Origin of the sequence: Pseudomonas anguilliseptica, assembly GCF_900105355.1 — a bacterium.
GTDB lineage: Bacteria > Pseudomonadota > Gammaproteobacteria > Pseudomonadales > Pseudomonadaceae > Aquipseudomonas > Aquipseudomonas anguilliseptica.
In genome coordinates, this window is the sequence record NZ_FNSC01000002.1 from 96638 (window position 1) to 117450 (window position 20813).

The window sequence follows — 20813 nt, forward strand, 5'->3', positions numbered from 1 at the left end:
GCTGAATGAAAGCCTGGCGCGCGCTGCTTGCCGTGTCCTTCCTGCTGCTTGGTGGCTGTCTGGTGACCTTCAAGGACCCGATTCCCGCCAATGAAGCTGCCCCGATTCCCTTGCTCGGCGAGTGGTCGCGCAAGACGAGTGGGGCGAGCAGCTGTATCTGCAGATCACCCGTGCCGGCTCCAACGTCTATAAGGCGCGGGCTTATGTCGACAGCCTGGATAACCTCGACAGTGTTGAAGAATACGGCTTCACCGTGGCCCACCATGGCCGTCGCTGGTACCTTTCGGCCGGCCTGCCGAAAAGCCTGGGGGCAAACTTCGCCATCGCTGGCTTCGAGCTGACCACCAACAATGAATTGGTGATCTACAACCTGGATGTCGACCGGGTCCTTCAGGAGCTGGAGCAGGGCGCGTTGCAGGGTGAGGTGATTGATGGCGCTGAAGGCGATGGCGTGCTGATCAGCAGTCCGCTGGAGCAGGTGTTCAGCTACCTCGACGATCAGGCCAATTCGGATGTATTTATCGAGGTCGCGCGTTATCAGCGGGCGGGCGACTAGTGAGTGATGGGGAGCGCATGAACAGTCACACCGGGTTGGACGATTATCAGTTGATCGTGCGCGCGCTGTCCGACCGTCTGGTCGAAGCGCAGACGCCGATTCGCGTGCTGGACGCGGTGAAATGGGATGACTCGATCCGCAGCGAGTTTCTCAAGCATAAAGGCAAGAAGCTGCCCGCCGTCGACCATGCCTACTACGCCAACCGGCCGCTGCCCTTTGATACGTCGGCAAAGAAGCTGGAGTTCCAGAATATCGAGCGTGACATCACCCGCCAGCTCGGCCAGTTCAACCCGGTGGGCAAGATCATGCGGCGCATGTGCCGCGAGTACCGCATGGTCATTCGCATGCTTGAAGCACGCGGCACCGAGGACTTTGGTCTGATCAGCCAGGAGCTCTACGGCGCGGCTTCCGACGCCTTCCATGCAGGCGATCCGACTCTGGCCGACCTGGGCCTGATGTTTTCCGACTTCCTCAATAACATCGACAAGCGCGGCGACCTCAAGGACGAAGCCAAGACCCTGACCGCCAAAGAGGCCGTCAACCTGCTGCAGCATCGTCTGAACAAGGTGTTTGGTGAGGAGGAGAGTACTATTCGGGTGTTTGAGTCCGACGGTATTCTCGCCGATGCGGCCGCTGGTGCCGATTACATCAAGATCCGCGCCGATGCGATGTTCAATGAGCGCGATGTAAAAGCCCTGGAAGTGCATGAGGGGCTGGTGCATGTGGCCACCACCCTGAATGGCTTAAGCCAACCGGTCTGCACCTTTCTGGCCAAGGGCCCGCCCTCGTCCACGGTGACCCAGGAAGGCTTGGCGATTTTGATGGAAGTGATCACCTTCGCCTCTTACCCAACCCGTCTACGCAAGCTGACCAATCGCACCCGTGCCATCCATATGGCCGAAGAGGGCGCGGATTTCCTGCAGGTCTTCGATTTCTACCGCGAACAAGGCTTCAGTCAGGAAGACAGCTACAGCAACGGCAGCCGCGTGTTCCGGGGCTCTACCCCCAACGGCCTGCCTTTCACCAAGGATCTGTCCTATTTGAAAGGCTTCATCATGATTTACAACTACATCCAGCTGGCCGTGCGCAAAGGCAAGCTGGAGCAGATTCCGCTGTTATTCTGCGGCAAGACCACCCTGGAAGACATGCGCACCCTACGCCAGTTGGTGGATGAAGGGCAGGTTGTTGCACCCAAGTACCTGCCGCCGCAATTCAGTGACCTCAATTCGCTGTCGGCCTGGATGTGCTTCTCCAATTTTTTGAACCACCTAAGCCTTGATCGGATCGAAGCCGACTACGCCAATATCCTCTGAAAGCTGCTGCGCTCGATCATGCGGCGTTGAAGATGAGGCCGGAGATGCTCATTTACAGCAGTAAACTCCGCTTTCCGGCCTCATCTTTGCCTTGCCTGCTCTTCGCTCGCGACGCTTTCATCCAGTGAGGTCAGGTCGTTTTGCAGCCCGGATGGCATCCGGGGAGCCTTCACCGAATCCTCGTCTAATTGCCAGGAGCCCTGCATGCCCAGCCATCAACTCGACTACGAAATCCTTGGCGCCTCTGCGCAGAGCGTGGAGGTCATTCTCGATCCGGGCGAAACGGTGATCGCCGAAGCCGGTGTAATGAATTACATGACCGACGGCATTCGCTTTGAAACACGCCTGGGCGATGGTGCGGCCACGGGGGTGCTGGGCAAACTGTGGGGCATGGGCAAGCGCATGCTCACGGGTGAGTCGCTGTTTATGACGCGCTTCTCCAATGCCGGTAAAACTCCGGCGCGCGTGGCCTTTGCTGCGCCGTACCCCGGCACTGTGGTGCCGATCCAGCTGGCCGAGCATGGCGGCACGCTGATCTGCCAGAAAGACGCCTTTCTCTGCGCTGCCTGCGGCACAGCTGTCGGTATCAGCTTTAACAAACGCCTGGGCGCCGGGTTCTTCGGCGGCGAGGGTTTTATTCTGCAGAAGCTCGAAGGTGACGGCCTGGCCTTTGTGCATGCTGGAGGCACGGTGATTCGCAAGGAGTTGAACAACGAAACCCTGCGCCTGGACACCGGTTGCCTGGTGGCATTTACCAGCGGCATCGACTACGACATCGCCTTGGCCTGCGGCCTGAAAAGCATGCTGTTTGGCGGCGAGGGCATCCTCCTCGCGACCCTCAAGGGCACTGGTACGGTGTGGGTGCAGAGCCTGCCGTTCTCGCGCCTGGCCGAGTGCATCTATGAAGCGACCTTCAAGGCCCGCGAGGAAGTGCGCGCGGGCGGTAAATGATGCGGCAATCTGGGCCTTTGCAGGCGTGAATGTTTGCTGCAAGCTGCGCCGCCTGTGCTTAGCCCGCTAACTGAAAAAACCGAGAGCCTGTTATGAGTGAAGTAAACCCCATCCCGCTGATCCTTACCGGTATTGGCAGCATCTGCGCCACGGTGGCTGTGCTCGGTTATTACGGCTACCTGCATATCGCCAAGCCGGAAGATGCCTTGCTGCTGTCCGAGTTCACCATGCTCAAGACGGTGCCGGGTGAGGACTATAAGGTCTCGCTCAAACCTGCCAGCCAGGTCGCCCAGTGCATCGATGGCGTGCTGGTGCTGTTTGATCTGGAGCAGAAGGGCCTGAGTGGCGTACTGGTCGACCAACGCAAGCAGGCCGTGCGTTGCAGCGAAGGTCAGTAAGCTCAGCCCGCCTGCTTCTGCTGTTCACTAAGACGCTGCAAATGCCGGCGTGACTGGGCAAGGAAGCGCGGCGTCAGGCCGACGTCTTCATATAGCGGGTCGCCCTGTTCATCGCTGGCCACCACCTTGCTGCCTTGGACGTAAGGCAGGCTGGCCTCCAGCTCATCAAGTGCCGCGCCGAGCAATTCCCCGATCAGCTCTTCAATGTGGTGCTTGGGGTACATTTCCTGCAAGGCTGCCAGGCGCGCTTCGGCTTCCAGGTCTAGTCGTATCTGATAAGGCGTTGCGCTCAGCCGCCCCTGGGCATTTTCCTGCCAGTGCTGAACAAGCTCGCGAATCTTCATGATTGCCTCGTGTCTGTTCTATGCCCGCCGTTTCAATCTGGGCGGGCTTGCTTAACTAAGACTAGTGCCTGCCCCGATAAGTGCGGCCAAGGCGTCGCGCACTTGTAAGAAGTTGGCGCGCTGGGCACTCTGGAGACAGGATCAGCGGAGGTAACACTCATGGCAGAAATCGACGCGCGTCTGCGCGAGGACGTCCACCAGCTCGGCGAACTATTGGGTAACACCATCAGCGTGCAGCATGGCGCCGCTTTTCTCGACAAGATCGAGCGCATTCGCAAGGGCGCCAAGGCCTCGCGCCGTGGTTCGCAGGAGGGTGCAGAGCAACTCAGTGCAACCCTCAACCAACTGGAAGATGATGAGCTGCTGCCGGTGGCGCGGGCGTTCAACCAGTTTCTCAACCTGGCCAATATCGCCGAGCAGTACAACCGCGTGCGCCGCCGCGCGCCGGGTGAAGCGCAGCCGTTTGAAGACAATATTCTCGCCGACCTGCTGCAGCGACTATCCCGTAATGGTCACAAGGGCGAGGCCCTGGCCCGCCAGTTCGGCCGCCTGGATATCGAGCTGGTGCTGACCGCGCACCCCACCGAAGTGGCGCGGCGCACGCTGATTCAGAAATACGACGCGATGGCCGAGCAGCTGGCAGCCGGCGACCATAGCGACCTCTCGGCGGTCGAGCGTGAGCAGGTCAAGCAGCGCCTGCAGCGGTTGATTGCCGAAGCCTGGCACACCGAAGAAATCCGCCGCAGCCGGCCGAGCCCGGTGGATGAAGCCAAATGGGGTTTTGCGGTGATCGAACATTCGCTCTGGCACGCCATTCCCAATGTGCTGCGCAAGGCCAACCAGGTGCTGCATAGCGCCACCGGGTTGCACCTGCCGCTGGATGCTGCGCCGATTCGCTTCGCGTCCTGGATGGGTGGCGACCGTGATGGCAACCCGAATGTCACGGCCACGATTACCCGCGAAGTGCTGTTGCTGGCGCGCTGGATGGCAGCAGACCTGTACCTGCGCGATGTCGATAACCTGGCGGCCGAGTTGTCCATGCAGCAGGCCAGCCCGGCGCTGCTGGCGCGGGTGGGGGCGAGTGCCGAACCCTATCGCAGTCTGCTCAAACAGCTGCGTGAGCATTTGCGTGCTACCCGCAGCTGGGCCCAGGCCGCGCTGCATGAGCCGATCCCGGCGCCCGCAGCCGTGCTGCAGGACAACCGCGAGCTGCTGGAGCCGCTGACGCTGTGCTACCAGTCGCTGCATGAATGCGGCATGGGTGTGATTGCCGATGGCCCGCTGCTCGATTGCCTGCGCCGCGCGGCAACCTTCGGTCTGTTTCTGGTGCGTCTGGATGTGCGTCAGGACTCCAGTCGCCACGCCGCCGCCATGAGTGAAATCACCGATTACCTCGGTCTGGGCCGTTACGCTGAGTGGGATGAAGAGGCGCGCCTGGCGTTTCTGCTGAAAGAGCTGGAGAACCGCCGGCCGCTGTTGCCCGGCCACTTCAAACCCAGCGGCGAAACCGAAGAGGTGCTGGCCACTTGCCGTGAAGTAGCTGGCGCGCCTGCTGCATCGCTGGGTTCCTACGTGATCTCCATGGCCGGTGCGGCCTCCGATGTGCTGGCGGTGCAGTTGCTGCTCAAGGAAGCCGGGTTGCAACGGCCGATGCGCGTGGTGCCATTGTTCGAAACGCTCGCTGACCTGGACAACGCCGGCCCGGTAATCAGCCGGCTGCTGGCGCTGCATGGCTATCGCGCGCGCTTGCACGGGCCGCAGGAGGTGATGATCGGCTATTCCGACTCCGCCAAGGACGCTGGCACCACCGCGGCGGCCTGGGCGCAGTACCGTGCTCAGGAAACCCTGGTGCAGGTCTGTCGCGAACAGGATGTCGAACTGCTGCTGTTCCACGGTCGTGGCGGCACCGTGGGGCGCGGTGGCGGCCCGGCGCATGCGGCAATTCTGTCGCAGCCGCCTGGCTCGGTAGCGGGGCGTTTCCGCACCACTGAACAGGGTGAAATGATTCGTTTCAAATTCGGCCTGCCGGATATCGCCGAGCAGAACCTCAATCTGTATCTCGCCGCCGTGCTGGAGGCTACCTTGTTGCCGCCGCCCAGCCCGGAGCCGGCCTGGCGTGCGCTGATGGATAGACTGGCCAGTGATGGCGTCAGTGCCTATCGCGCGGTGGTGCGTGAACACCCGCAATTCGTCGACTATTTCCGTCAGGCCACGCCGGAGCAGGAGCTGGGTCGCTTGCCCCTGGGCAGCCGCCCGGCCAAGCGCCGCGAGGGTGGCGTCGAGAGCCTACGGGCGATTCCCTGGATTTTCGCCTGGACGCAAACGCGCCTGATGCTGCCAGCCTGGCTGGGCTGGGAAGCGGCACTGGACAACGCCTTTCAACGCGGCGAAGGCGAGCTGCTCGGGCAGATGCGCGAACACTGGCCGTTCTTTCGCACCCGCATCGACATGCTGGAAATGGTTCTGGCCAAGGCGGACGAGCCCATCGCCCAGTTGTATGACGAGCGTTTGGTCGAGCCAGCCCTGCGTCCGCTGGGTGCGCATCTACGCGGCCTATTGTCGCAGGCGGTCGTCGCAGTGCTGGGTTTGACCGGTCAGTCGCAGCTGTTAGCGCACAGCCCGGAAACCCTGGAGTCGATCAGTGTGCGCAACACCTACCTGGACCCGTTGCACCTGCTCCAGGCCGAGCTGCTGGCGCGCTCGCGGCTGCGCGGCAATCAGGCTGACAGCCCTCTGGAACAGGCGTTGCTGGTCAGTGTGGCGGGTATAGCGGCCGGGTTGCGTAATACCGGCTAAGTGGATTGATAAGGGCAGTCGTGCTTTCGGTCGTGCAGATGTAGTGCGCGGCAGAAAGCACTACCTGCTAGAAGTGGTCGCAGGTGTATCCGACTTTCGGTGGCTTGTGCGCTATGGGTGCGCTGTGTATCTTGAGCGGCCTTTCGGCACTCTGGCCTAGTTTGGCAGCGCTGCTTGAACAATTCTGAGATTGGCCCCACGAGGCGAGTCCGACGATTTTTACTTAAATCTTGAGGAGCACATCGATGCGTGTGATTTTGCTGGGGGCGCCCGGTGCCGGTAAAGGTACCCAAGCTGGTTTCATCACCAAGAAATTTGGTATTCCGCAAATCTCCACCGGTGACATGCTGCGTGCTGCGGTCAAGGCCGGCACTGAACTGGGCCTGGTTGCCAAAAGCGTGATGGACAGCGGCAGTCTGGTTTCCGATGACCTGATCATCAATCTGGTCAAGGAGCGCATCGCCCAGGCCGATTGCGCCAATGGCTTCCTCTTCGATGGCTTCCCGCGCACTATTCCTCAGGCCGAAGCCCTGAAAGAAGCTGGCGTGACCATCGACAACGTAGTCGAAATCGCCGTTGATGACGAAGAAATCGTCGGCCGTATCGCTGGCCGTCGCGTGCACCCTGCTTCGGGTCGCGTTTATCACACCGAGCACAATCCGCCGAAAGTCACCGGTATTGACGACGAAACCGGTGAAGCGCTGATCCAGCGTGACGACGATAAAGAAGAAACCGTGCGTCATCGCCTGTCGGTCTATCACTCGCAGACCAAACCGCTGGTGGACTTCTATCAGAAGCTCGCCGCCGCTGACGGTACGCCTAAGTACAGCGCTATCGCCGGCGTTGGCTCGGTCGACGAGATCACAGCCAAGGTGCTCGCTGCGCTCAGCTAAGCCTTGTTGCAGTCAGCCAACGGCCCGCTTTGCGGGCCGTTGTCGTTTCTGCGGTTGGCGCGCTGGGTTCGCTGAGCGTCGTTCATAGAACAGTAACCTTGCTCACCTAAGGAAACTCTGAATAAGACTTCCTGATTTTGGCAAAATGCCCGGACGCCACCCGCCGAGTTTTCCGATGAAGCAAATGACCTTCGCCGATGCCGAGTACGCCGGCAAACGCAAGCAGACCCGCAAAGAGTTGTTCCTGATCGAGATGGATCGGGTGGTGCCGTGGAAGGGTTTGATCGCACTGATCGAACCGTATTACCCCAAGGGTGAAGGCGGTCGGCCGGCCTATCCGCTGATGGCGATGCTACGTGTGCACCTGATGCAGAACTGGTTCGGCTACAGCGACCCGGCGATGGAAGAAGCGCTGTACGAGACCACTATCCTGCGGCAGTTCGCCGGGCTGAGTCTGGAACGTATCCCCGACGAAACCACCATCCTCAACTTCCGTCGTCTGCTGGAGAAACATGAGTTGGCTGCCGGCATCCTGGCCGTCATCAATGGCTATCTTGGCGACCGTGGCCTGTCGTTGCGCCAAGGCACCATCGTCGATGCCACGCTGATCAATGCGCCGAGTTCGACCAAGAACAAGGACGGCAAACGCGACCCAGAGATGCACCAGGCCAAGAAGGGCAACCAATACTACTTCGGCATGAAGGCGCACATTGGCGTGGATGACGAGTCGGGGCTGGTACACAGCGTGGTAGGCACGGCGGCCAACGTGGCGGATGTCACTCAGGTCGACAAGTTGCTGCACGGCGAGGAAAACGTGGTGTGCGCCGATGCGGGTTATACCGGCGTCGAAAAGCGCCCCGAACATGATGGGCGCGAGGTGATCTGGCAGGTTGCTGCCCGCCGCAGCACCTATAAGAAGCTGGGTAAGAGCAGCCCGCTGTACAAAGCCAAACGCAAGATCGAGAAGGCCAAGGCCCAGGTGCGCGCCAAGGTTGAGCACCCGTTCCGGGTGATCAAGCGTCAGTTCAGTTATGTAAAGACACGCTTCCGTGGCTTGGCCAAGAACACGGCGCAACTGGTGACGCTGTTCGCGCTGTCGAACCTGTGGATGGCACGCCGACATTTACTGACCAATGCAGGAGAGGTGCGCCTGTAATGCGGGAAATGGCTGCCGCGAGCTACTCGCGGCGGCTAAAAACACAGAAATGAATGGGTAATCTGATCGTTTTTGATCGATTTGCCGCTTTCAAAATCGGCGGGGCTGAAGTCAGCCAGAAATACATGGCTACTTCAGACCATCCCTAAGTTAGCATCGGTTTGGTCTATACCAGGATGCGATGGTCATAGACGTCAAGCCTTAACCCACACTAAGGAAGAGAGCGCGTTCAATGACCGAGAAAACAGCAAAGAGTGCTATCTGGTTGGGCCTTGCATTAGTGCTGGCGGGGAGCCCGGCAGTGTTTGCCGAAACCCCGGCGCAGCTCAAGACTGATTGCAGTGTTGCCGAGTTCACCATGGGCCTGCGTTTCCAGCAGCAATCGGCGGAAGTTCAGGCCCTGCAACTGCAGGCCTATAACATCGCCACCCTGAAGCTGGATGCGGCTGTGGCAGCGGCGAAAGATCCGTCCAAGCTGGCCATCGTCACCGACCTGGACGAAACCGTCATTGATAACAGCGCGCTGCTGGCGCGTGACCTGGCCAACTGTCACACCTATGACGCCTGGGACACCTGGCTGCCCTGGGAGCGCGACGGCACTCCGGCGCTGATTCCCGGCGCCAAGCAGTTCCTGCAGCATGCCGACAAGCTCGGGGTGACCATTCGCTATATCTCCGACCGTGCCGATGAGCAGAAGAAGTACACCTTGGCCACCCTGAGCAAGCTGGGGTTGCCGCAGATCTCTGAAGACAGCGTGCTGCTGCTGGGCCCGCCCAAGGTCGAGCGTCGCGCCATTGTCAGTGCCGATCATAAGATCGTGCTGCTGCTGGGTGACACCCTGCATGACTTCGATGGGCGTTTCCGCAAGACGCCACTGGCCGATCAGCGTGCCACCGTGGCTGCTGAGGCGAGCAAGTGGGGCACCGAGTGGATTGTCTTCCCCAATGCGAGCTACGGCACCTGGTCCAAGGCGCCTTTGCAAGGCTGGGATGCCAAAACCGTTATCGAGCCCTGGTAAGCCATTGTTTACATAGTTCGCACTGGGTCCGTTCGGGCCCGGTGCGTGCCAACTATCCGGCGAGTTCGTTCGCGTGGCAGGCGCGAGTGGCAGGCGCGAGTGGCAGTGATTGCGCTGGAAAAAAATGCCTCAAGCCGGTCTAATGCCCGTCCATTTCGTCACCTGTCCGAATGCAATGACCACTCTCCTGGCCCTGGATACCGCCACCGAAGCCTGTTCCGTTGCCCTGCTGCATAACGGCCAGGTGCTCAGCCACTACGAAGTGATTCCGCGTCTGCATGCCCAACGTCTGCTGCCGATGATCAAGCAGCTGCTGGCTGATGCCGAAGTGCCGTTGTCGGCGCTTGATGCGATTGCCTTTGGTCGTGGCCCAGGCGCTTTTACCGGTGTGCGGATTGCCATCGGCGTGGTGCAGGGGCTGGCGTTTGCCCTGGAACGCCCGGTGTTGCCGGTGTCCAATCTGGCCGTATTGGCGCAGCGCAGCCTGCGTGAGCATGGTGCGCAGCAGGTGGCTGCAGCCATTGATGCGCGTATGGATGAGGTCTATTGGGGCTGCTACCGCGCCGAGCAGGGTGAGATGCGCCTGGCCGGCGTCGAGGCTGTATTGCCTCCTGAACACGCCAGCTTGCCTGTTGATGCTAGCGGTGACTGGTTTGCCGCCGGTACTGGCTGGGGCACCTTTGCCGCACGTATTCCAGTTGCGGTTACTGGGCAGGATGTCGCCATGCTGCCGCATGCCGAAGACCTGCTCAACCTGGCGCGTTTTGCCTGGGCTCGCGGTGAAGCGCTGGATGCTGACCTGGCGCAGCCGGTTTACCTGCGTGATCAGGTGGCCACGCCCAAAGTCTCGGTTTAAACCGCTAGGCATCGGGCACCTTCTGTCGCGCATATTGCCGTGTTGCGCCGCGCTTGATTGCCAAGCCGGTCTACGGGGGCTAAATTGCCATCACTTGTGTCCATCGTTGGCTAAGCAAGCCGAGCAGTAACTGATGCGTATCGACGGTTTTACTTCCTCTTATTCGCCAGACCGCAGTGCCCGCCCAGGCTCTGCGGTTACGCCATTTCGCGAAGCGCAGCGCGAGATTGAGGAGCGTCGTGAGCAGCCCGCATCACCCGCCAGCACCCAGGGCTTTGAGCAGGTCGCCCAGGCGCGCAAGGTTGAAGCCAGTAATGCCAGCAGCGACAGCCTGCCATCGCGTCTGCAAGACCAGCTGTACCAGCCGCCGCTGAACAACCGTGCCGCCCAGGCCTTGGCCAGCTATAGCTCAACTGCCAGTTTCGCCAGCGAGACAGATGCCCAGCAGGTGCTAGGCCTCGATCTTTACGCCTAATTGATGCTGCCTTACTACCTCGGTTGCCCGTCATGGAGCGAGCCCGCCTGGCGCGGTTCCTTGTATCCAGACGGCAGTCGCAGCACCGACTTTCTTCCGTTGTATGCCCAGGTGTTCAACGCCGTTGAGGGCAACACCACCTTCTATGCAAAGCCCTCCGTCGATACCGTGGCCCGTTGGGCCGAGCGCATTCCGGGGCATCTGCGCTTTTGTGCCAAGTTGCCGCGCGACATTAGCCATAACGGCGACCTGCGTGACCAGCTAGGCGCCACCGAGGATTTCTGTCGCTTGCTGGCGGCGCTGGGTAAGCGGGTGGCGCCGTTCTGGTTACAACTGCCCGCCAGCTTTGGCCCGCAGCGTTTGGCGGAGCTGAGCGCGTTTATCGAGCCCTGGCAGGCCGAGGAGTTGGCCGTCGAGGTGCGTCATCCGGCGTTCTTTGCCAAAGGTGAGGAGGAGCGCAGCCTCAATCGTCTGCTGCATGGCCGGGGTATTGAACGTATCTGTCTGGATTCTCGGGCGCTGTTCAGCTGCGTATCTACAGCCCCGGCCGTATTGCATGCCCAGGCGAAGAAGCCGCGCCTGCCGCTGCGGCCCACAGCCTTTAGCCAGGCTCCGCAGCTGCGCTTTATTGGCCATCCCGAGTTGCTGGCTAATGATCCCTTTATGGCGCCCTGGCTGGACAAGGTGGCGAGTTGGATCGAGGAAGGTCGCACGCCTTACGTCTTTCTGCACACCTCGGACAACCGCCTGGCACCGCAGCTTGCGCAGCGCTTTCATCAGCAGCTGATGCAGCGCTTGCCGGGATTGCCGGCCTTGCCACACATACAGCTAGAGGATGAGGTCGAACAGTTGGGCCTGCTTTGAGCCTGCCTAAATAACCAGAGGTGCTTGATCAGCGTTGCGCGAGCAGCAGGTCCGCGGCCTGACCACTGCGGCCGTCGGCGAATTCGAAGCGGCCGAGTTGGGCGATTTCGTCATAGGCGCCCAGGGCAATCTTCACGTCGCGTGCTTGCAGGTTGATGGCGCTGACACCGGCTTCACTCAGCGACTGGCTGGATTGCCGGCCTTGAGCATCGAAGCGCAACAGGCTCAGGCGCTCGAAGATTGCATCCTGGCTGTCGATACGGCCGTCGCCGTTATCATCGTATTTGCGCAGTTCGGCAAAGCCGTTGGCTGCGCCATTCTGGTCGCCGAACAGCTCGCGGCCATCATCAATGCGGCCGTTGCCGTTGCGGTCATAGGCAAGCAGGGCATCGTCACCGGTGGGCACGCTGATCTGGTCGAGCTTGCCGTCGGCATCCAGATCGAAGCGTACCGAGCGGGCCAGGCCGCTGGTGCTGAAGCCGTTGCCGGCCAGATCGAGCACCAGTGGATCGGTTTTCTTCGGTTCGGCGTTGATGTTGACGTTCAGCTCCAGCTCGCGCTGGGCTGCCATTTCCTGAAAGTCGCTGGCCTGGGCGGTGACAGCGGGCGGCTCGCTGGGTGTTTCCGGCGCCTTGGCAGGCGCTTCGGCTTCCACCTCATCGGGCATCAGGGTGCGCCGCAGAATCTGGTAATCCAGGGAGGCGCGCTTGCCATCCTCCAGCGTCTCGCTAATTGAGCTGGTGTTGGCGGCCGATGGCGCGGCGCTGCGTGGGGCGGAAATCACATCAAACATGGCGAACTCGGTGCGGCTGGAAGCTTCCGGGTCTGGCAAAATGCCGCTCAGGCAGGTTATCGGCTGCTTTTGCAGTCAGTTGAGTGATTTTTGAGCACATTTTCTGATGAGTGATGAGCGGCTAATAGCCAGAATTCGTATGCAAGCCCTGGCTCCCCATCTGCAGGCGGCAGCAGAAACCTGGGCCGCGCGCCTGGGTTTACCGCTGGGCGGCGACAGCGAGTTTGCCTTGCAGCTGGGCGAGGGCGGCTTGCAGCTGGTTGAGCTGGGCCCGCAGGCGCCAGGGCCGGTGAAAGTGGATTTTGTCGAAGGCGCGGTGGCGCATCGCCGGCTGTTCGGTGGTGGCAGTGGGCAGATGATCGCCAAGGCGGTAGGGGTGCAGTCCGGGGTGCGCCCGACGGTGCTGGATGCTACGGCGGGCCTGGGCCGCGATGCCTTTGTGCTGGCCAGTCTGGGTTGCCGTATGACCTTGATCGAGCGTCAGCCACTGATTGCCGCGCTGCTGGAAGATGGCCTGGCGCGCGCCGCGCTGGATCGTGATGTGGCGCCTATTGCCGCGCAGATGCAGCTGCGGGGTGGTAATGCCATCGAGCTGATGCGCGCCTGGCAGGGGGAGCCCCCGCAGGTAATCTACCTCGACCCGATGTTCCCGCACCGTGACAAGAGCGCGTTGGTGAAGAAAGAGATGCGCCTGTTCCGTCCGTTTGTCGGCGATGACCTGGATGCGCCTGCGTTGCTGGAAGCGGCGCTGAACCTGGCCAGTCATCGGGTCGTGGTCAAGCGCCCGCGCAAGGCCCCGCTGATTGAAGGCGCCAAGCCGGGGTATGCCCTGGAAGGTAAATCCAGCCGCTACGACATCTACCCGAAGAAGAAACTGCAAGCCGCCAGCGAGTAAGTTTGCAGCTTGTTCACGGGTTAGGCGCCGCATTGCGTAGGTTGGGTTGAGGCACGAAGCCCAACACATTCAGCGTCCTGGCGTTGGGCTTCGCAGGCTCAGTGCCAACCTACGAGGCTTGCTCGGCGCGGAACGCGCGCAGAAACACCTCTACTGCATCGCGCACATGCGCTTCGGCCTCGGCGCCCTGCAGGGCCTCGCCACAGCCGATCAGCAGGCGGAAGTTGGCGCCGCCCTTGATCAGGCAGAAAAACTGATCCGCCGCGCTCAGCGGATCCGGTACGCGCAGCTTGCCGCTCTGGTCGGCGCTGCGCAGCAGTTCTTCCATACCGTGCAACACGCGCTGCGGGCCGGCCTCGTAGAACATCCGCGAGAGCTTGGAGTCCTGCGCCGTCAGGCTCACCATCACCCGGTGCAGTTCCACCGACTCACGGCTGTTGATCAGTTCATTGAAGCCCCGGCCAATATTCAGCAGCAGCTGTGCCACCGGCACTTCGTCGTTCAGCTCGAACAGCAGCTCAGGCAGTTGCTCCTCGCATTTGGACTGCACCGCCGCGGCAAACAGCTTCTCCTTGTCGGTGAAGTGGCTGTACACCGTGAGCTTGGAAACCCCGGCTTCCGCGGCAATCGCATCCATACTGCTACCGTCATAACCATTGCTGAGGAATAGGGTCTTCGCCGCTTCCAGAATGGCTTTGCGCTTGGCCAGGTCTTTCGGGCGGCCGGGGCCGCTGGTTGGTAACACTTTGTTTGGCATTGGTCGTTTTTAATACTGGACTAGTGAGTTTGCTATTTTTACTATACCTGTCAGTTTAATTATTCAAAAGCCTCCACAAAGGTTGGTCATCATGTTTCGTCATGCACTGTCTGTTGCGTTGCCTGTCAGTCTTATCCTGTTGCTTGCTGCCTGCGGCAATGGCGAGCCCGCCAAGGTTGCCGTGCGCCCGGCCATGGTGGTGCAGCCGCAACTGGCGGGCGATCTGATGGATGCCTACCCCGGTGAGGTGCGCGCGCGCCTGGAGCCGGAGCTGGCGTTCCGTATCGGTGGCAAGGTGGCCAAGCGTCTGGTCGATGTCGGCGCGCGAGTGAAGAAGGATCAGCCCCTGGCCGAGCTGGACCCGCAGGACGTGCGCCTGCAGCTGGAAGCCATCCGCGCCCAGGTGGCAGCGGCCGAGGCCAACCTGCAGCTGGTGCGTGCCGAGCGTGATCGCTACAAGGCGCTGCTGGCACGCAACCTGGTCAGCCGTTCGCAATACGACAATGCCGAGAACACCTATCGCTCCGGTGAGGCGCGGGTGAAGCAGGTGCGCGCCGAATTCAACGTGGCCAACAACCAGGCCGGTTACGCCGTGCTGCGTGCCTCCCAGGACGGCGTGGTGGCGCAGCGCATGGTTGAGGTTGGTCAGGTGGTCGCCGCTGGGCAAACCGTGTTTACCCTGGCCGCTGACGGCGAGCGTGAAGTGCTGATCAATCTGCCGGAGCAAGCCTTCGAGCGTTTCAAGGTCGGCCAGGATGTCGCGGTTGAACTGTGGTCGCAGCCGGATCAGCGCTTCCCCGGGCGTATCCGCGAGATGTCGCCGTCGGCCGATCCACAGTCGCGCACCTTTGCTGCCCGTGTGGCTTTTGTCGAAGGCAAGGTGCCGGCCGAACTGGGCCAGAGCGCCCGCGTATTTATCGCCCACAACGGTGATGTGCCGCTGGCCGTGCCGCTGTCGGCGCTGACGGCGGAGAAGGGCCAGCCCTACGTCTGGGTGGTCGATCCGCAGAGCTCCACCCTCAAGCGCACCGACGTGCGCATCGGCGCTTATGGCGAAAAGACCGTGCCGGTGCTTGAAGGCCTGAGCGCCTCCGACTGGGTAGTGGCAGCCGGTGGCCAGGTGCTGCGTGAAGGCCAGCAGGTGCGTCCGGTAGACCGCGACAACCGTGCGGTACAGCTGACGGCCAAGGCCGATCTGACGGTCGAGGAGTAAGCCCGATGGATTTCAACCTATCCGCCTGGGCGCTGCGTAATCGCCAGATCGTGCTGTATCTCATGCTGCTGCTGGCTGTGGTCGGGGCTATTTCCTACACCAAGCTGGGCCAGAGCGAAGACCCGCCCTTTACCTTCAAGGCCATGGTGGTGCGCACCAACTGGCCGGGGGCGAGCGCCGAGGAAGTCTCGCGCCAGGTCACCGAACGCATCGAAAAGAAGCTGATGGAGACCGGCGATTACGACAAGATCGTCTCGTTTTCGCGTCCGGGTGAATCCCAGGTCACCTTTATCGCCCGCGATTCGATGCACTCTGACGACATTCCCGATCTGTTCTATCAGGTGCGCAAGAAGGTCAGCGACATTCGCCACACCTTGCCCCAGGGCATTCAGGGGCCGTTCTACAACGACGAATTCGGCACCACCTTCGGCAATATCTACGCCCTGACCGGCGAAGGCTTCGACTACGCCGTGCTCAAGGATTACGCCGACCGCATCCAGCTGCAGCTGCAGCGCGTCAAGGACGTCGGCAAGGTCGACCTGCTTGGCCTGCAGGACGAGAAGGTGTGGATCGAACTGTCCAACACCAAGCTGGCCACCCTCGGTCTGCCGTTGGCGGCTGTGCAGCAGGCGCTGGAAGAGCAGAACGCCGTGGCCGCCGCCGGCTTCTTCGAAACCGCCTCTGATCGCGTGCAACTGCGCGTTACCGGGCGCTTCGAAACGGTCGATGAAATCCGCAATTTCCCGATTCGCGTGGCCGACCGTATCTTCCGCATCGCCGATGTGGCCGAGGTCAAACGCGGCTTTAACGATCCACCCGCACCGCGTATGCGCTATATGGGCGAAGACGCCATTGGCCTGGCGGTATCGATGAAAGCCGGTGGCGACATTCTGGTGCTGGGTGAGGCGCTGGAAGGCGAGTTCGCCCGTCTGCAGGAAACCCTGCCGGCCGGCATGCAGCTGAACAAGGTGTCGGATCAGCCAGCAGCGGTGAAAACCGGCGTCGGCGAGTTCGTTCGGGTGCTTACCGAAGCGGTAATTATCGTGCTGCTGGTGAGCTTCTTCTCCCTCGGTTTGCGTACCGGCCTGGTGGTGGCGTTGTCGATTCCGCTGGTATTGGCGATGACCTTTGCCGCCATGTACTACCTCGGCATCGGCCTGCACAAGATTTCCCTCGGCGCGCTGGTGCTGGCGCTGGGCCTGATGGTGGATGACGCGATCATTGCCGTGGAGATGATGGCGATCAAGATGGAGCAGGGCTATGACCGCATCAAGGCGGCCAGTTATGCCTGGACCAGCACCGCCTTCCCCATGCTCACCGGTACCCTGATTACCGCCGCCGGCTTCCTGCCGATTGCCACTGCGCAATCCGGCACCGGCGAATACACCCGTTCGATCTTCCAGGTGGTGGCGATTGCCCTGCTGGTGTCGTGGATCGCCGCCGTGGTGTTTGTTCCGTACCTCGGCGCCAAGCTGCTGCCCGATCTGGCCAAACTGCACGCGGCCAAGCACGGCGGCAGCGCCGACGGTCACGACCCCTCTGGCACGCCGTTCTATCGGCGCGTACGCGCGGCGGTGGAGTGGTGCGTACGTCGGCGTAAAACCGTGATCGTGCTGACTATTGCGCTGTTTGTCGGCTCTATTCTGCTGTTCCGCTTTGTCCCACAGCAGTTCTTTCCGGCCTCCGGCCGTCTGGAGCTGATGGTCGATCTCAAGCTCAGCGAAGGCGCCTCCCTGGCCGCCACCGAAGAGCAGGCCAAGCGTCTGGAAAAATTGCTCAGTGACCATGAAGGCATCGACAACTTCGTCGCCTACGTCGGTACCGGCTCGCCGCGCTTCTACCTGCCGCTGGACCAGCAACTGCCGGCCGCCAGCTTTGCCCAGTTTGTGGTGCTGGCGAAAAGCATCGAAGACCGCGAGAAGATCCGCACCTGGCTGATCGAGGTGCTCAACGACGAGTTTCCGACCCTGCGCACGCGTATCTCGCGTCTGGAAAACGGCCCGCCCGTGGGTTACCCGGTGCAGTTCCGCGTTTCCGGCGAACATATCGACGAGGTGCGCCAGCTGGCCCGTCAGGTTGCCGACAAGGTGCGTGAGAACAGCCATGTGAGCAACGTGCATCTGGACTGGGAAGAGCCGAGCAAGGTGGTGCGCCTGAACATTGATCAGGAGCGCGCCCGCGCCCTGGGCGTGAGCACCGCCGATCTGTCGCGCTTCCTGCAAAGCTCGCTGACCGGCTCGCCAGTCAGCCAGTATCGCGAAGGCAACGAGCTGATCGAAATCCTCCTGCGCGGCACGCTGAGTGAGCGTCAGGAACTTGGCCTGCTGCCGAGCCTGGCGGTGCCGACCGACAATGGCCGCAGCGTGCCGCTGTCGCAGATCGCCACCCTGGAGTACGGCTTCGAGGAAGGCATCATCTGGCACCGCAACCGTCTGCCGACCGTCACCGTGCGGGCCGATGTGTATGGCGCCGAGCAGCCGGCCAGCCTGGTCAAGCAGATCCTGCCGACCCTTGAACCGGTGCGTGCGCAACTGCCGGACGGCTACCAGCTGGATGTCGGTGGCACCGTGGAAGACTCCAGCCGTGGGCAGAAGTCAGTCAACGCCGGTGTCCCGCTGTTTATCGTGGTGGTGCTGACTCTGCTGATGTTGCAGCTGAAAAGCTTCTCGCGCTCGGCCATGGTGTTCCTCACCGCGCCGCTGGGGCTGATCGGTGTGACCCTGTTCCTGCTGATCTTCCGCCAGCCGTTCGGCTTCGTCGCCACGCTCGGCACCATCGCCCTGTCTGGGATGATCATGCGTAACTCGGTGATTCTGGTGGACCAGATCGAGCAGGACATCGAAGCCGGGATGGACCGCTGGCACGCGATCATCGAAGCCACCGTGCGGCGCTTCCGGCCTATCGTGCTGACTGCCCTGGCGGCGGTACTGGCGATGATTCCGCTGTCGCGCAGTGTGTTCTTCGGGCCGATGGCGGTGGCGATCATGGGCGGCCTGATCGTCGCCACCGCGCTGACCCTGCTGTTCCTGCCGGCGCTGTATGCCGCCTGGTTCCGGGTCAAGGAAGTGGAAGCGAAACCTGCCTGAAACGGTGGTTGCTGATGTGAGAAAGCCAGGCCCTGCGGGTCTGGCTTTTTTATTGCGGCGGTAAAAAACAGCTGCATCTGAGCGTCGCTAACGGCACAAGCAGTTGCGTTGAGGCGTCTATCTCGGGCGTTATAGGCGTTCGTGCGATAACAAAAAATTACATTTCTTGTTGCGATTGATTTTCATTGGGGCGATCATTCCTGGCCTTTCGGTGCCCGTGGCGCCGTTTTACAGAGGCGTTTATGCAGGTTTTTTCGTTCTACCGACCGCTGATTGGTATCAGTCTGATTGCGCTTGCGCACAGCGTATCGGCTGCGCTCCAACCTTTGGCCGAAGCACCGCTGGCCAGTGATATTGATATGAACTGCCACTTCAGTCGTGATGTCAGCACCGACTGCACGACTACCTATCGCTACACCATTCTCAAGCCGCTAGGCCGTGAAATGCTCTCGCGAATCGATTTCAGCTATGTCGAAACTGACGAGTTTGAGGTGATCAACGCCGAGTATGTGCAACCCGGCGGTCAGCCGACGCCTCTGCATGAAACGCAGATCGATACACGTACGGCGCCCAATCCTGAGCAGGGTTTCTCCCGCGAGAAGCAGACATCGCTGGCTTTTCCGGCGCTGCGCGTCGGGACTCAAGTTCGCTATACGGTGCGTGAGTGCAGTGCTGCGCAACCTCTGCTCAGCGAGTTCCACTACAGTCTGCGATTTGCCCCCAACGCCGTTCGCCGGGATCGGTTCAAGGCGCGCTTCACCGCCGAGCAGCCAATCCAGTGGCGCAGTGAGTTGATGGACGACTTCACCATCTCCGCTTCGGCCGACGGCAAGGCACTGGATATCGAACAAAGAGCGCCGGTGTTTAGCAGCTACATCAATGAGTCGAGTAATGCCTACATACGCCGTATTCCGCGGATAGAGCTTGGCAGTACTGTGCAATTGCAGCGTTACTTCGGCGCTTTAGCCCAGCGCTACGGCCAAATAATCAGTGTTGATCTACCACCTGAGAGCGCCTTAGCAGTCGCTGCGGTGAAGGGGCTTGAGCCCGCCCAGCAAGTAGCCGAACTGATGCAGCATTTAAATGCGCATTACCGCTACCTGGGCGACTGGCGGGCTTCCGAGCGCGGCTATGTGCCATTCAACCTGCAGGAAATCGAGCAGCGCGGTTATGGCGACTGTAAGGACCTTGCCACGCTGCTGACCGCCATGCTCAGGGCGAGCGGCATTAGCGCCGAAATCGCCTGGGTCAGCCGGGGCGAAGTGGTGGAGTCACTGCTGCTCCCAGGCACCAGTGCACCAAACCATGCAATCGTTCGCGCCCAGGTGGCCGGCCAGGTCTGGTGGCTGGACCCCACCAATCCGGTGTTTGCCCCTGGTCAGACAATGTCTGACATCCAGGATCGCTGGGCTTTGGTAAGCGACGTGCAAGGGCAGGTGCGTGAAGAACACATTGCGCTGGCGCGTCCTGAAGTCAGCATTCGCCTCGATAAGCAGGCACATTTTGATAAGGCCGGGGGCGCTGCCACGCAGGCCACGCTCACATTCGCCCGTCAGCCGTTGATGCAGTTGAGTCTGGCTGATAGCTACCAAGGCGCCACCGCTTCGGATCAGAATCTCTGCGACAACTTCGGGATGGCGATCAGCGACTGCAAAGTCCACCGCGACAGCTTGGGGTTTTTAGTGCCTGAGCGTTACAGCATCAAAGTCTCCATGAGTAACCAGCGGGCACTTGAGAAGCTCGACGGTGGTTACTTCTACAACGACGCCTATCTCCACGATAAATGGAGCGATCTGCTCAACTATCGGCGTAACGATCAGCGTGCCGACCTCTACGTGGGCGATCCGGATACGGTCGATTACACCGTCACCTTGTCCGGTGCGCAGATGGACAAGCCGATCCAGCGCTGCGAGGTCCGCTCGCCTTGGTACGACCTCGACCTGGATGGGGAAAAGATCAGCGATGGCATTCGTTATCACTACCTCCTGACTCAGAAAGTGAGCTGGCTGGGCCACGATGAGCTGGTGAGTGCAGCGTTTGGCACGATGCTCAGCCAAGCCCGCAGCTGCGCAGAGCAGTTGGAGCAAATGGTAAAGCTCTAAACGATGGTGTACGGCGCAGGGAGGCGGCAGCGCTCTTTCGGCAATCAGCGAACAACACGGCCCCACGTAGCGCCCATGCGGCTCGTGGCTTCTCGTAATAATGCCGCTACTTGCTGCGTTCGCCCTGCGGGCGTTACTGCACTGGGCTAAACGGCGCCTGCTGATGGGGCGTTTGGCCGCTGTTTGCGCGACTGCGGGTTGGAACGCCAGCACCTGTGATGGCGGGTAACGGAGGATTTGAGCATACCGGTGGACAAGCTTCGCGTTGTCCACCCTACGGGTCGGCCCATTGGTGATCCTTGCGTAGGGTGGATGACGCTTTTTTCATCCACCGTTGCCACCGTTGC

17 protein-coding genes and 1 pseudogene are annotated in these 20813 nt (G+C 61.1%); 15 read left to right on the top strand and 3 right to left on the bottom strand.

The features are described from left to right. The first annotated feature begins 5 nt into the window (after nucleotides 1-5). From BLW24_RS24935 to BLW24_RS24950, 4 genes and pseudogenes are all read left to right on the top strand, one after another. A pseudogene (locus tag BLW24_RS24935) lies at nucleotides 6-556 on the top strand (hypothetical protein). Nucleotides 557-573: 17 nt separating this feature from the next. Continuing rightward, nucleotides 574-1869, top strand: coding sequence for a flavohemoglobin expression-modulating QEGLA motif protein (locus tag BLW24_RS24940; protein WP_208600247.1), 1296 nt, complete (start codon nucleotides 574-576; stop codon nucleotides 1867-1869). Between the two features lie 204 nt (nucleotides 1870-2073). Beyond that, a complete protein-coding gene (locus tag BLW24_RS24945; RefSeq protein WP_090387929.1) occupies nucleotides 2074-2820 on the top strand; it encodes a TIGR00266 family protein in 747 nt (248 codons plus the stop codon). 92 nt (nucleotides 2821-2912) lie between these two features. Beyond that, nucleotides 2913-3218 (top strand): PA3694 family proteiin, encoded by a 306-nt coding sequence (locus tag BLW24_RS24950; RefSeq protein ID WP_090387930.1) that lies wholly within the window; start codon nucleotides 2913-2915, stop codon nucleotides 3216-3218. A 2-nt stretch (nucleotides 3219-3220) separates the two neighbouring features. Here the strand turns inward: BLW24_RS24950 and BLW24_RS24955 are convergent, their stop codons facing one another. Next, a complete protein-coding gene (locus BLW24_RS24955) occupies nucleotides 3221-3562 on the bottom strand; it encodes a pilin assembly protein (protein WP_090387931.1) in 342 nt (113 codons plus the stop codon). Between the two features lie 159 nt (nucleotides 3563-3721). Here BLW24_RS24955 and ppc point away from each other — a divergent pair, with 159 nt between their 5' ends. The 7 genes from ppc to BLW24_RS24990 all read left to right on the top strand — a co-directional run bounded on the left by ppc (nucleotide 3722) and on the right by BLW24_RS24990 (nucleotide 11620). Continuing rightward, on the top strand, nucleotides 3722-6358 hold the full coding sequence (gene ppc, locus BLW24_RS24960; RefSeq protein ID WP_090387932.1) for a phosphoenolpyruvate carboxylase: 2637 nt from the start codon (nucleotides 3722-3724) through the stop codon (nucleotides 6356-6358). Nucleotides 6359-6603: 245 nt separating this feature from the next. After that, nucleotides 6604-7251: an adenylate kinase gene (adk, locus tag BLW24_RS24965; RefSeq protein ID WP_090387933.1), complete on the top strand. Its 648-nt coding sequence runs from the start codon at nucleotides 6604-6606 to the stop codon at nucleotides 7249-7251. 175 nt (nucleotides 7252-7426) lie between these two features. Next, on the top strand, nucleotides 7427-8407 hold the full coding sequence (locus BLW24_RS24970; protein WP_090375425.1) for an IS5 family transposase: 981 nt from the start codon (nucleotides 7427-7429) through the stop codon (nucleotides 8405-8407). A gap of 232 nt (nucleotides 8408-8639) precedes the next feature. Further along, on the top strand, nucleotides 8640-9425 hold the full coding sequence (locus BLW24_RS24975; protein ID WP_090387934.1) for a 5'-nucleotidase, lipoprotein e(P4) family: 786 nt from the start codon (nucleotides 8640-8642) through the stop codon (nucleotides 9423-9425). Nucleotides 9426-9600: 175 nt separating this feature from the next. Continuing rightward, entirely contained in the window at nucleotides 9601-10281 is a 681-nt protein-coding gene (tsaB, locus tag BLW24_RS24980; RefSeq protein ID WP_090387984.1) for a tRNA (adenosine(37)-N6)-threonylcarbamoyltransferase complex dimerization subunit type 1 TsaB, read from the top strand. Between the two features lie 133 nt (nucleotides 10282-10414). Further along, a complete protein-coding gene (locus BLW24_RS24985; protein WP_090387935.1) occupies nucleotides 10415-10756 on the top strand; it encodes a hypothetical protein in 342 nt (113 codons plus the stop codon). Between the two features lie 3 nt (nucleotides 10757-10759). Beyond that, entirely contained in the window at nucleotides 10760-11620 is an 861-nt protein-coding gene (locus BLW24_RS24990) for a DUF72 domain-containing protein (RefSeq protein WP_090387936.1), read from the top strand. Between the two features lie 28 nt (nucleotides 11621-11648). Here BLW24_RS24990 and BLW24_RS24995 read toward each other — a convergent pair whose 3' ends face one another. After that, nucleotides 11649-12413, bottom strand: a complete 765-nt coding sequence (locus tag BLW24_RS24995; protein WP_244161301.1) for a hypothetical protein — start codon at nucleotides 12411-12413, stop codon at nucleotides 11649-11651. A gap of 106 nt (nucleotides 12414-12519) precedes the next feature. On the opposite strand from BLW24_RS24995, the gene BLW24_RS25000 reads away from it, so the two are divergent. Further along, nucleotides 12520-13308: a class I SAM-dependent methyltransferase gene (locus tag BLW24_RS25000; RefSeq protein WP_090387937.1), complete on the top strand. Its 789-nt coding sequence runs from the start codon at nucleotides 12520-12522 to the stop codon at nucleotides 13306-13308. Nucleotides 13309-13417: 109 nt separating this feature from the next. Here the strand turns inward: BLW24_RS25000 and BLW24_RS25005 are convergent, their stop codons facing one another. Then, nucleotides 13418-14065 carry a TetR/AcrR family transcriptional regulator gene (locus tag BLW24_RS25005; protein ID WP_090387938.1) on the bottom strand — a complete coding sequence of 216 codons (648 nt, stop codon included), beginning with the start codon at nucleotides 14063-14065 and terminating at the stop codon, nucleotides 13418-13420. A 91-nt stretch (nucleotides 14066-14156) separates the two neighbouring features. On the opposite strand from BLW24_RS25005, the gene BLW24_RS25010 reads away from it, so the two are divergent. The 3 genes from BLW24_RS25010 to BLW24_RS25020 all read left to right on the top strand — a co-directional run bounded on the left by BLW24_RS25010 (nucleotide 14157) and on the right by BLW24_RS25020 (nucleotide 20466). After that, nucleotides 14157-15278 (top strand): efflux RND transporter periplasmic adaptor subunit, encoded by a 1122-nt coding sequence (locus tag BLW24_RS25010; RefSeq protein WP_090387939.1) that lies wholly within the window; start codon nucleotides 14157-14159, stop codon nucleotides 15276-15278. Nucleotides 15279-15283: 5 nt separating this feature from the next. Further along, a complete protein-coding gene (locus tag BLW24_RS25015; RefSeq protein ID WP_090387940.1) occupies nucleotides 15284-18364 on the top strand; it encodes an efflux RND transporter permease subunit in 3081 nt (1026 codons plus the stop codon). Nucleotides 18365-18606: 242 nt separating this feature from the next. Beyond that, nucleotides 18607-20466, top strand: coding sequence for a DUF3857 domain-containing protein (locus BLW24_RS25020; RefSeq protein ID WP_090387941.1), 1860 nt, complete (start codon nucleotides 18607-18609; stop codon nucleotides 20464-20466). The last annotated feature ends 347 nt before the right edge of the window (nucleotides 20467-20813 follow it).